Source organism: Micromonospora sp. WMMA2032, from assembly GCF_002688545.1.
Classification (GTDB): domain Bacteria; phylum Actinomycetota; class Actinomycetes; order Mycobacteriales; family Micromonosporaceae; genus Micromonospora; species Micromonospora sediminicola.
In genome coordinates, this window is record NZ_CP024052.1 from 451,877 (window position 1) to 463,804 (window position 11,928).

The window sequence follows — 11,928 nt, forward strand, 5'->3', positions numbered from 1 at the left end:
GTCGGTCGAGAACGGGGGAGCCGTCCCATGATCGAGGTGGATACCGACCCGCCGGCCCGGGTGGACGGCCGGGCGGCGCGGGCGGAACGGACCCGGGCCGCGATCGTCGAGGCGCACCTGGCGCTGATCGACGCCGGCGACCTGCGACCCACCGGGGAGCGCATCGCCGAGCGGGCCGGGGTGTCGCTGCGCACCCTCTGGACCAACTTCAAGGACATGGAGACGCTGTTCGCGGCCACCGGGCGGCGCATCGGCGAGCGGCAGGCGGCGATCTGGCGGCCGGTCGCGCCGGGGCTGCCGCTGAACACCCGCATCGCCGAGTTCACCGGCCAGCGGGCCCGGATGCTGGAGGTGCTGGCGCCGTCGGCGCGCGCGTCGGCGCTGCGGGAGCCGTTCTCGCCGCAGCTGCGGCGCAACCGGGAGGCGGCCATCGCCCGGGTCCGGCAGGAGATCGAGGTGGTGTTCGGCGCCGAGCTGGCGCACGCCGGGCGGGGCCGGGGGCAGTTGCTGGACGCGGTGACGGTGGCGTGCACCTGGGCCGCCTGGTCGATGATGCGCGACGCGATGGGGCTCGACGTCGAGGCCGCCCGCGCCGCCATGGCCCGTACGCTGCGCGCGCTGCTCACCGCGGGCCGCGGCTGACCCGGCGGTCTACTCCTCGCGCAGCCGGCGCAGGATCCGGGCCAGCTCCGCCCGGTCGTCCGGGTCGAGCGCGCCGAAGAAGCGCTCCGCCTCGGTGGCCCGGGCCGCCCGGATCGCGGCGCCGACCCGGTCGCCCTCGGCGGTCGGCGCGACCAGCGTGGCCCGCCGGTCGCCCGGGTCGGGGCGTCGCTCGACCAGCCCCCGCTCCTGGAGTCCGTCGATCACCTCGGTGGCGGAACGGGGCGCGATGCGCAGGTGCTCGGCGAGCGCCCCGGGCCGCAACGCGCCGTGCCGCAGCAGGACACCGAGCGCCCGCGCCTGCCCGGGGCTGATCTCCCAGGGCTCCAGCGCGCCCTTGGTCTGGTGGCGCAGTCGCCGGGCCACCGCCCAGAACGTCTCGGCCAGGCTCTCCTCGTCGGTGCCGGTCACGGGAATACGGTAACAGCAACTCCTGTTGTTCCCTCATGATGAGGTAACCTCAGCACTATCGCCGGACCAGAGGAGCACCCCTTGGATCGCATCCCCGAAGGCCGCGGAGCCGGCCGAACCGTGTCCGCCGCCGAGAAGGCCCAGGCCCGCGACGTCTCTCTGCGCCGCATCGGCGGCCTCTTCACCGCCCACCGCCGCCCGCTCGCCGCCGTGGTGGCGATCATCGTGGCGTCCTCGGTCATCGCGATGGCCTCGCCGTTCCTGCTGCGAACCGTCATCGACCGGGCGCTGCCCGACCGCGACCTCACGCTGCTGGCCTGGCTGGTCGCCGGCATGGTGGCGGTCGCCGCGGTCACCGCCGTGCTCGGCGTCGCCCAGACCTGGATCTCCACCCGCGTCGGTCAGGAGGTCATGCACCGGCTGCGCACCGACGTCTTCGCCCACCTCCAGCGGCAGTCGATCGGCTTCTTCGTGCGCACCCGCACCGGCGAGGTGCAGTCGCGCATCACCAACGACATCGGCGGCATGCAGGCCGTGGTCACCTCCACCGCCACCTCGATCGCCGCCAACCTCACCACCGTCGTCGCCACCACCATCGCCATGCTGGCGCTGAGCTGGCGGCTCACCCTCGTCTCGGCAGTCGTGCTGCCGCCCGCGCTGTGGCTCACCCGCCGGGTCGCCCGGCTGCGCCGGGAGATCACCGCCCAACGCCAGCGTGAGCTGGCCGACCTCACCGTGACCATCGAGGAGGGGCTGTCGGTCAGCGGCGTACGCCTGGCCAAGACCCTCGGCACCGGCACGGCGCTGGTCGACCGGTTCACCGCCTCCTCGGCCCGCCTGGTCGACCTGGAACTGCGCTCCGAGCTGGCCGGCCGCTGGCGGATGGCCGCCATGACCGTCGTCTTCGCCGCCATCCCCGCCGTGATCTACCTGGGCGCCGGCCTGCCCGGCACCGCCGGCACGCTCACCATCGGCACCCTGGTCGCCTTCACCGCGCTGCAGGGCAACCTGTTCCGGCCGCTGATGGGCCTGCTCAACGTGGGCGTCACGCTCACCGCCTCCCTCGCGCTGTTCGCCCGCATCTTCGAATACCTCGACCTGCCCGTCGAGGTCGCCGAGCCGGCCCGCCCGGTGCCGCTGGACCCGGCCACGGTCCGCGGCCACCTGCGCGTCGAGGACGTGACGTTCAGCTACCCGGGCAGCGACACCGCCGCCCTCGCCGGGGTCAGCCTGGACGTGCCCGCCGGCACCAGCCTGGCCCTGGTCGGCGAGACCGGCTCCGGCAAGAGCACCCTCGCCGCGCTGGTCAGCCGGCTGCACGACCCGGACGCCGGCCGGATCACCATCGACGGGACCGACCTGCGCGACCTGCGCCTGGCCGACCTGGCCGCCGTCGTGGGCGTGGTCAGCCAGGAGACCTACCTGCTGCACGGCACCGTCCGCGACAACCTCCGGTACGCCCGGCCCGACGCCACCGACGCCGACATCGAGGCCGCCGCGCGCGCCGCGCGCATCCACGACCTGATCGCCGCGCTGCCCGACGGCTACGACACCATGGTCGGCTCGCGCGGCCACCGGTTCTCCGGCGGCGAGCAGCAGCGCCTGGCCATCGCCCGGACGCTGCTGCGCGACCCGCGGATCCTGGTGCTCGACGAGGCGACCAGCGCGCTGGACACCGAGACCGAGCGCGCGGTGCAGCGGGCCCTCGACGAGCTGACCCGGGGCCGGACCGTGGTGACCATCGCGCACCGGCTGTCCACGGTCCGCGACGCCGACCGGATCGCGGTGCTCGACCACGGCCGGATCGTCGAGTCCGGCACCCACGACACGCTCCTGGACCAGCGCGGCCGCTACGCCACCCTGGTCGGCTGAACACCTGATCCACAAGACGTGATTTCGGCATCGTTGATGGGTGGAGTGGCGCGGTGCGCAACGGAGTCCAGGCCCAGGTGCCGGTGCTGTACGTCGGCGACGCCGACGCCGCCCGGCGGTTCTACGCGCTGTTCGGCTACACCGAACAGCGCACCGGGGGCGACGGGGACTCCCGCTGGTCGTACCTGCGCTGCGGCGACCTGACCCTGCTGCTGGCCGAGGTCACCCCTCGCCTGGTCACGGTCGAGCTGCCGCTGATCGTCTACCTCTACGTCGACGACCTCGCCGCCACGACCGACCGCCTGGTCGCGGCCGGGCACCCGGTCGAGGCGGCCGGCCGGCCCGAGCACGCGCCCGGTGGCGAATGCCGCACCGTCGACCCGGACGGCAACACCGTCCTCTTCGGCCAGCAGCGGGTGCTGCCCGCCCAGACCCGCGTCCCACACGGCGGCGCCGAGGCCCGGTTCTCGCTGATCCGCGAGGCCGCCGAGGCGGCCGCCCGCCGTGGCGGCGCACCGGCCCGCTGCCACATCGGCGACCCGCGCGGCGAGACGTGCGACGAGCCGGCCGAGGTGAAGCTCGCCGACTCCTGGGGCGACACGGTCTGGGGCTGCCTGGCCCACGCCGACGAGACGCTGCTCAACGCGCGCGGCGTGTTCCTGGCCACCGAGGAGGACGACGGGCTCGCCGCCTACCTGCGCGCCCGCCGCACCCGCCCCGAACCGGCCACCCAGAGCTGACGCCCGGCCCGCCGGCCCCGCCCCCTGCCTCGCCGCTTCGATCGCCGCCCGCCTCGCCACTTCGCCTGGGTGGCGGTATCAGTCACCCGGCGATGCCGCCACCTCGCCGAGCCGCCGACGGGCGACGAGCGACGGGGGTCTCCGTCATCGGCGGTGCGGGCCGACGCGTCACGGCGCGGGTGGGCTCGGATGGTCCGGCGGATGCGGGCGTGGTCGTTGGCCCGGAGCCGGGCGCGGGGCGGGCGGGGGCAGCAGCGGTTCCAGCGGCGTGAACTGCTCCACCGACGCGTCCGGCGGTGGCCCGCGCCGCGCCGGCCCGGGTCCCTGCGTCGACCGTCCCGGCGCCCCGTCCGGCTTCCCGCCCGGCGAACCCGGACGAGCCGGGTCGCGCCGATCGCGCTCCCGCGCGTACTCGGTGCGCCGGCGGGCCAGGTCCCGCTCGCACTCCAGCGCGATGCGCTGTTCCCAGTACGGCTGGAGCAGCCGGCGGACCCGCTCGTCCAGGTGCACCGTCACGTCCGGCTCGCAGGTGAACGCCACCTCGCCCCGCGCGTACGTCCACGGGGGCGGGTCGTCCTCGGCCAGCGCCGCCGCCAGCGCGGCGTGCAGCTCGCGCGGGCGGTGCGGCGGTACCTCCACCGAGCACCGCACCGCCAGCCGGAGCAACCGCTGCGTCGCCTGCGGCTGGAAGTAGTCGACGTACCAGCCGAACAGCTCCGGGCGCGCGGTCTCCGACGACCAGGTGAACGTGGCGCGCACCAGGAACACGTAGACCTGGCCCTGCGCCGGCACCACCAGCGGCTCCGGGAAGCGCCGGTCGACGGTGGTCACCGGCGTCGCCGGCTCCTCGGTCCACCACAGTTGCCGCAGCGTGGGCTGCGCGCCGGCCCAGAACCGGCGGGTCCGCGAACGGGCCGCGCCGCCCAGGGCGCGGGTCCGGTCGGCCCAGCGCCGTCGCCAGCCGGCGACGGGTACGCCGGGTATCGGCCGCGAGCCGGGATCCTCCGGCTCTCCGGTCATCGCACCCCCTCTCACCAGGCGGCAGCCGTCCAGCTGACGGCGTGGGTCGGGCAGGTGAGGGGTGTGCGGACCGGCGCGCACGGCGGTCCGCGTTCAACGCTAACAACAGGGGCCGACGGTGGCGGGTCGCCGCGCGGGCGTGGACCGCGCTGGGGCTGCGACCGGAGCGGAATCTCCTCGGCGCTCATCCGCCAGACCTGCCACGTCGACCGTCGCGTCGCAGGCCCCGCCGGCCGGCACACGAGTCGCCATACTGTCGCGATGACTGCGGAGGTGCGTACCGATGACGGTTGTCGCCTGTGGGTCGACCAAGCCGGCACCGGGTCGCCGCTGGTGCTGTGCCACGGTGGTCCAGGCGTCTGGGACTACCTCGGTCAGGTCGCCCGGCTGGTCGACGACCATGCCCGCGTCATCCGGTGGGACCAGCGTGGGTGCGGACGCTCCGAGCGGCGCGGGCCCTACACGGTCGACCGTTTCGTCGCCGACCTCGACGCGGTACGCGAGCACCTGGCCGGGCCGCGAACGGCCCTGCTGGGCCACTCGTGGGGTGCCCACCTGGCGCTGCGGTACGCGCTCGACCACCCCGAGCGGGTCAGTCACCTGATCTACGTCTCGGGAACCGGCATCGACTCTGACCGCGGCTGGCACCCGCACTACGAACGGAACCTGCGACGGCGGCTCGGTGCGCACCTGTCCCGGTGGGAGGCGCTCGGCACCCGTGCCGGCACCCCGGCCGAGGAACGCGAACGGGCGGTCCTGCAATGGTCGGCCGACTTCGCCGTCCCCGACACCGCGCTGCGTCACGCCGACGACATGGCCACGCCGTGGCTGGGGGTGAACGCAGAGTGCAACCGGGCTCTCGGTGCCGAGGTGAAGCGGGAGCTGAGCGAATCCGACGTGACCGCGCGGTGTCGAATGCTGGAGGTGCCGGTGCTGATTGTCGACGGCACCGAGGACATCCGTCCCCGCTGGGGCGTCGACTCACTGCACCGGGCGTTGCCGAACGCCGAGCGGGTGACCCTGGTCGGGGCCGGCCACCTGCCGTGGGTCGAGGATCCGCAGGGCTTCCGTCGCGCAGTGACCGGGTTCCTGACCACGCCCTGACGGGCCGGTCGGATCTGCGACCCGGTCGGAGGTAGCGGCAAGATCCGGTCTGGTGCAGGCTGTCCGATGTGAAGGCCTTCGTCGGCGTGACCGACGCGAAATGGCATCGGTTTCTGGCGGCCCGGCCCGACCTGACCGAGGTCAACTTCTGGCGGCCCTCCGGCGGCGCGTTCCGTGCGTTGACGCCTGGAGAGCCCTTCTTCTTCAAGGCGCACTATCCGCTCAACCGGGTCATCGGTGGTGGCTTCTTCAGTGGCTTCGAGCGGTTGACGATCTCCGAGGCGTGGGAACTCTTCGGCGAAGCCAACGGCGTCGCGAGCCTCGACGAGATGCGCCGGGTGGTCGGCGGCTACCGGCGTGAGCCGATCGCGCCGGCGGAGGACCCCTCCATCGGTTGCATCTTCGTGCGGGACAGCGTCTTCTTTCCCGACGACTCCTTCGCCGATCCGCCGCCGGCCTTCGCGCCGAACGTGGTGCAGGGAAAGACGTACGACCTGGCGGATCCGGTAGCGGCCGACTATTTCGGCCTGCTGCTGCACCGTCTGTTGGGCGGTGTCGTAGAGTTCGACCCGCGCGAGCCGTGGCACCGCCCCGGCCCGGTCTACGGCGATCCGCGGCTCACGCCACAACGCCTGGGTCAGCAGTCCTTCAAGGCCGTGGTCCTGGGCGCCTACGGCCGGCGTTGCGCGATCACCGGGAACAAGGTCCAGCCGGTCCTCCAGGCGGCCCACATCCGTCCCCTGCCGGCGGGCGGCGAGCACCGGATCGACAACGGCATGCTCCTCAAGTCGGACGTGCACATCCTCTTCGATCGGGGATACCTGGGCGTCGATCCGAAGTATCGGTTGTTGGTCAGCCCGCGGCTGCGCAGCGAGTTCGGCAACGGGGACCAGTTCTACGCCAAGGCCGGCTCGGTCATCGAACTCCCGGAGCGGCGGGTCGACCGGCCCGGCGCCGAGTTTCTCGAATGGCACCTGGACACCGTTTTCAAGGCGGCCTGAACCGCCTCCGCCGTAGAAGGAGCCGTCGCGCGTTGTCCACAGGTGAGCGGCGAGCCCTCGGGTTCGGGATAGCGTGACCGTGTGGGAGGACGGGGCCGGTGAGCGTGTGGGGGAACCTGGCGACGCAACTGCCCGCGCTGCTCGGCGTCCTGGTCGGTACGGCGGGCACGATGCTCGTCACGAGCCTCAACGAACGGACCCGGTGGCGGCGGAGTCAGACCGTCCGCTGGGACGAGCGGCGTCTCGACGCGTACGTGGAGCTGACGAAAGCGGTCAAGGAGATCCACGCCGTCGCCACCCAGATGCTCGGTGAGCATCGTCCGGAGGCGCGACGGCCGGCGCTCGACCGGGCCGAGGGGCTGGCCCGGCTGGCCGAGGCGGACGTGCGGCACACGCTGGCCTGGGAGGCGGTGCTCCTGCTCGGTGACGAGGCCACCGTCGAGGCCGCCGCCGAGTGGCGGCACGCGGTCCGCGACATCGAGTCGGCGGCGCGTGGCCTGCCCCGCCCGCCGTCCGACGTGCCCGGGATGATCCATCGGGCCGACGTGGGGCGCGACCGGTTCTACCACGCGGCCCGGCGGAGCCTCGGCGTCCGCGGGGGCTCGGTGGCGCAGGTGAGGCAGCTGCTCCCGGGATCCAGTGGGGCGGAGCCGGTGACGATCGCGCGGCGACGCCCGGCGGACCGGAGAGCGGCGGGCTCGGGGCAGCCATAGACAGACTGTCATTAATGGATGTTCGGCTGGTGTCGGTGCGTCGATCGTCCTGATCGGATGGCGCAACGGACATCGCCGTTCGACGATGACAGGAGGGACCGTGCGCACACCATCCCGTGCGTTGACGGGGACCACCGCGCTGCTCATGGCAGCCGGCATGGTCCTGACCGCCGCAGCCGGCGGCCAGGCGGCACCCCGGGAGGAGACCGCCACCCAGGCCTCACCCGACCACCTGCCGGGGGACCGGCACGACACCAAGGCCAAGGACAACCGGAAGGGCCGGGTCGCCGCCACCGAGCGGCAGCGGGACCGGGCCGCCGCGCTGGGCGCCCGGGTCCGCTGGACCGACTTCGGTACGCCGGCCACGCTCACCTCGACCGGCAAGCCGCTCGCCACCGGCCTGCCGGCCGACCCGGCGGCCGCCGCCCGCGCCTACGTGACGGCGAACCGGGACGTGCTCGGGCTGACCGCCGAGGGCGCCGCCGGACTGGAGCAGTTGACCGTCGCGCCGATGGGGAAGGGTGCGACCGTGCTGTTCCGGCAGCGCTTCGGGGACCTGCCGGCCGCCGTCGACGGCATGCTGGCGATCGGCGTACGCGACGGGTCGGTGTGGCACGTCAGCTCCTCGCTGGCCCGCGACGCCGGTACGCCAGCCCCCGCCACGATCAGCGCCGAGCAGGCCCGCGCGGCTGCCGTCGCCGACGCCGGCCGTGCCGACGCGCGGGTGATGCGTACCTCGCTGGTCGCGGTGCCCACCGCCGACCGGGGGCCGCGCGCGGCGTGGGAGGTGGTGCTCGGCGCGGACACCACCGGCGCGGACCCGGCCGCCTACTCCACCTACGTGGACGCCCGCGACGGCGCCGTGCTGGTCCGCGAGGACCTGATCGACCACGACGCGGACCATCCGTCCTGGGACGTCTTCCCGAACTCGCCGCGCGTCGACCGGTCCTCGGTCGACACCCGGGTGCGCTGGTGCGCCACGCCGGCCCCCGGCTGCCGCGAGGTGGTGGGCGTGCCGGGGCACCCGGCGTGGGACGTGGACCCGGCGACCGGGGCGTCCACCACGACGACCAAGGGCAACAACGCGATCGCGGTGCAGAACTGGTTCAGCAACGACCCGTTCAGCGTCGGCACCGAGACCGCCACGCCCCGGCCGGACCGGGTCTACGCGTACCCGTGGACCAACCAGTGGCAGGAGCGGCGCTGCGACCCGGAGGTGTTCACCACGCCGCAGGCCAACGACATCGACGCGGCCCGGGCCAACCTGTTCGCCATGCACAACCGGATGCACGACTGGACCTACCACCTGGGCTTCACCGAGGAGACCTGGAACCTCCAGCAGGACAACCTCGGCCGGGGTGGCCTCGGCGGCGACGCCGAGCAGGGCAACGCCCAGGCCGGCGGTGTCAGCGGCGGCCCGCCGACGTTCGCGGCGCGTAACAACGCCAACCAGATCACGCCGCCGGACGGGGTCGCGCCGACCACCAACATGTACCTGTGGCAGCCCATCGCCGGGGCGTTCTACGCGCCCTGCGTCGACGGCGACTTCGACATGTCGGTGATCGCCCACGAGTACGGCCACGCGGTCACCAACCGCATGATCGCCGGCCCGAGCGCCGGCGTCAGCTCGCCGCAGGGCATGAGCGAGAGCTGGTCGGACCAGCTCGCCATGGAATACCTCTACGAGCACGGGTACGCCGCACCCGGCCGGCGCGGTTTCACCATCGGCGAGTACACCACCGGAGACCCGAACGCGGGCATCCGCAACTACAACATGAGCGCCAGCCCGCTCAACTACGGCGCGGTCGACTACGACCTCGTCGGCCTTCAGGTGCACGCCTCCGGCGAGTTGTGGAGCGCCACCAACACCGACATCCGGGCGGCCATGATGCGCCGCTGGGGCAGCGGCACGCCGGCCGTGCAGAAGGCCTGCGCGACCGGGGCGCGCGAGGTGACCGCCTGCCCGGGCAACCGGCGCTGGATCCAGCTCGTCTTCGACTCGTTCCTGCTGATGGCGGTCAGCCAGGTCAGCATGGTCGACGCCCGGGACGCGATGCTCGCCGCCGACCGGATCCGCTTCGGCGGGGACAACCAGGACCTGCTCTGGAACGCCTTCGCCACGCGCGGCCTCGGCGAGACCGCGGCCAGCGTCGGCCACACCGACCCCGACCCCACGCCGGGCTTCACCTCGCCGTACGCCCGCGAGGGGTCGCTGCGGTTCCTGCCGATCGGCGAGCGCGGGCCGGTGGCCGGCGCGCAACTGTTCGTCGGGCGCTACCAGGCGCGTGCGGTGCCGGTCGCGGACACCGACGCGGCCACCCCGCTGACCGACCGGGTGGACCTGGTCCCCGGCACCTACGAGTTCGTGGTCCGGGCGCCCGGGTACGGGCACACCCGGATCGGCCCGGTGACGGTCAAGGCCGGCAAGACCCGCACTCTGGCGGTGCCGCTGCGGCCCAACCTGGCCTCGGTCACCGCCGGCGCGACGGTCGGCGGCGACGGGATCAACCTGCCGCAGATCGCCGACGACGACGAGGCCACCAACTGGGCGTCGCTCGGCGCGCCGGTCGCCGGCCGACAGGTCACCGTGGACCTGGCCGGCGGCCTCCAGCAGGTACGCCGGGTGCAGGTCAGCGCGATGCTGCGCCCGCCGGTCGCCGGTGACCCGGACGCCGGCACCCAGAACCGGTACTCGGCGCTGCGCCAGTTCCGGGTCCTGGCGTGTACCGCGAAGGGGTCGGTGACCTGCGCCGACGCGGCCGACTTCCGGCCGGTCTGGACCAGCCGGCCGGATGCCTTCCCGGCCGTGGCGCCGCGCCCCCGGGCGCCGGAGCTGATCCTGCGGTCGTTCGACATCCCGCGCACCAAGGCCACCCACCTGCGGGTCGAGGTGCTGACCAACCAGTGCACCGGCGCGCCGGACTACGCCGGTGAGCAGGACGCCGACCCCCGGGCGGCGACCGACTGCGCCACGGCCAGCCCGCAGGCGCAGAACGTGCGGATCGCCGAGTTCCAGGCGTTCGCGCGCTGACCACGCGGCGGGTGCGGACGGTCTCCGTCCGCACCCGCCATCGTGTGTTCACCAGCGATTCGGGGCGTGGACGCCGGACCGGGACTGTACGCCGGGCAGGATCCTCGGCAGACTGAGCGCCGACCGTCAAACGACGTCGGTCGATGTCCCGTCGGCTCGCTCAAGGAGGATCCCTTGACCCCGTTCCGCGCCGTCGCCACCCGCGTCCGCCGGGCCCTGGCCGCGTCCGCCCTGGTCACCGCCGTGGCCGCCGCCGCGCTCGTCGCCCCGTCCACCGTCTCCACCCGGCTGGCCGAGCCGGCCCGGGCCGCCGTCTACAGCTCGTGCACGCTGTCCCGCTGCGCCGACGCCCGCACCGCCCGCTCCGGCTGGTCGGCGAAGAGCTTCCCGACCAGCCGGGGCTGGTACTCGTGGAGCGGCGGCCGGTGCAACTTCGCCGGCGGCCGGTTCTACAACTACGAGGGGCAGCTGCCCACCAACGCCACCTACTACGAGTACGACGTCTACCCGCGCGCCTGCAACGCCTCCCGCGACGCGTACCGGATCGTGGTCAACAAGAGCACCGGGGCGACCTGGTTCTCGCCCGACCACTACGCCAACTTCTACCGGCTCTGAGCTCCGTCGGCGCCGGCCCTCCCGGCCGGCGCCGGCTCCGGAAAGGACTGACCCATGGGTGTCGCGCCCCCGCAGCCGCCGGCCTGGCTCACCCTGGACGGCCAGGCGGCGTCCGCGCCGGCCGGCGTGCCGGTCCCCGGCCCGGCCACCCGGACCCGGGCGGCCCTGCACGAGACGCTCGCCGACGCCCTGGCGCTGCCCTCCTGGTACGGCCACAACTGGGACGCCCTCGCCGACGCGTTGGCCGACCGGCTCGACACCGGGCCGCTCACCCTGGTCGTCACGGGCGCGGCGAACCTGCTCGCCGACGAGCCACCCGCCCAGCTCGGCACGTTGCTCGACGTCCTCGGCGCGGTCGCCGCCGGTGGCCACGAGACGCTGCGGGTGGTGTTGCGTGAGCAGCCGGACCGGCTGCCCGCCCTGCGTGCCCGGATCGCCGCCGCCCTGGGCGGCCACGTCGGCGCCCCGCCCTCCGACGCGACCTGACCGCCTCGGCCGACGCCGTCCGCTGCGCCGCCGTCCGCGGCCGGGGTCCGGTCCGGCTCGGCGTCCGGAGGCGATGCCTGGTTCTACTGCGGCCACAGCCCGCTGCCGAACCGGCCCGAGGGGCTGCTCGGTGGAACTGAGAGGGCGGCATGGTCGCGCCTGCGGGTGACCGTCGCCCCGCACCCCAGAGCCCTCCGGGAGAATGGGCCGACTTTCAGTCGATATACCGCTGAGTCATAATTATGACTCAGCGGTATATCGTTCTCGATGAGTGT

General features: G+C 73.9%; 11 protein-coding genes. 9 read left to right on the forward strand and 2 right to left on the reverse strand.

Annotated elements, in window-relative coordinates:
• The first annotated feature begins 27 nt into the window (after nucleotides 1-27).
• Nucleotides 28-642: a TetR family transcriptional regulator gene (locus CO540_RS01990; protein WP_099160659.1), complete on the forward strand. Its 615-nt coding sequence runs from the start codon at nucleotides 28-30 to the stop codon at nucleotides 640-642.
• A 9-nt stretch (nucleotides 643-651) separates the two neighbouring features.
• Here CO540_RS01990 and CO540_RS01995 read toward each other — a convergent pair whose 3' ends face one another.
• Nucleotides 652-1,071, reverse strand: a complete 420-nt coding sequence (locus CO540_RS01995) for a MarR family winged helix-turn-helix transcriptional regulator (protein WP_099160660.1) — start codon at nucleotides 1,069-1,071, stop codon at nucleotides 652-654.
• A 120-nt stretch (nucleotides 1,072-1,191) separates the two neighbouring features.
• Between CO540_RS01995 and CO540_RS02000 the strand changes: the two genes are divergently transcribed.
• Complete coding sequence (locus CO540_RS02000; RefSeq protein WP_253866362.1) at nucleotides 1,192-2,943, forward strand: ABC transporter ATP-binding protein; 1,752 nt, start codon at nucleotides 1,192-1,194, stop codon at nucleotides 2,941-2,943.
• Between the two features lie 53 nt (nucleotides 2,944-2,996).
• Nucleotides 2,997-3,683, forward strand: a complete 687-nt coding sequence (locus CO540_RS02005) for a glyoxalase/bleomycin resistance/extradiol dioxygenase family protein (RefSeq protein ID WP_099160662.1) — start codon at nucleotides 2,997-2,999, stop codon at nucleotides 3,681-3,683.
• Between the two features lie 168 nt (nucleotides 3,684-3,851).
• Here CO540_RS02005 and CO540_RS02010 read toward each other — a convergent pair whose 3' ends face one another.
• Complete coding sequence (locus CO540_RS02010; protein WP_099160663.1) at nucleotides 3,852-4,703, reverse strand: hypothetical protein; 852 nt, start codon at nucleotides 4,701-4,703, stop codon at nucleotides 3,852-3,854.
• A 261-nt stretch (nucleotides 4,704-4,964) separates the two neighbouring features.
• Between CO540_RS02010 and CO540_RS02015 the strand changes: the two genes are divergently transcribed.
• The 6 genes from CO540_RS02015 (at nucleotide 4,965) to CO540_RS02040 (ending at nucleotide 11,653) form a co-directional block, all read left to right on the forward strand.
• Nucleotides 4,965-5,807 carry an alpha/beta fold hydrolase gene (locus CO540_RS02015; RefSeq protein WP_099160664.1) on the forward strand — a complete coding sequence of 281 codons (843 nt, stop codon included), beginning with the start codon at nucleotides 4,965-4,967 and terminating at the stop codon, nucleotides 5,805-5,807.
• 68 nt (nucleotides 5,808-5,875) lie between these two features.
• On the forward strand, nucleotides 5,876-6,808 hold the full coding sequence (locus CO540_RS02020) for an HNH endonuclease (protein ID WP_099160665.1): 933 nt from the start codon (nucleotides 5,876-5,878) through the stop codon (nucleotides 6,806-6,808).
• Nucleotides 6,809-6,906: 98 nt separating this feature from the next.
• Nucleotides 6,907-7,521, forward strand: coding sequence for a hypothetical protein (locus CO540_RS02025; RefSeq protein WP_253866364.1), 615 nt, complete (start codon nucleotides 6,907-6,909; stop codon nucleotides 7,519-7,521).
• A gap of 121 nt (nucleotides 7,522-7,642) precedes the next feature.
• A complete protein-coding gene (locus CO540_RS02030) occupies nucleotides 7,643-10,552 on the forward strand; it encodes a M36 family metallopeptidase (RefSeq protein WP_253866366.1) in 2,910 nt (969 codons plus the stop codon).
• 174 nt (nucleotides 10,553-10,726) lie between these two features.
• Entirely contained in the window at nucleotides 10,727-11,167 is a 441-nt protein-coding gene (locus CO540_RS02035) for a ribonuclease domain-containing protein (protein ID WP_099160667.1), read from the forward strand.
• A gap of 54 nt (nucleotides 11,168-11,221) precedes the next feature.
• Nucleotides 11,222-11,653, forward strand: coding sequence for a barstar family protein (locus tag CO540_RS02040; protein WP_099160668.1), 432 nt, complete (start codon nucleotides 11,222-11,224; stop codon nucleotides 11,651-11,653).
• Nucleotides 11,654-11,928: the final 275 nt, after the last annotated feature.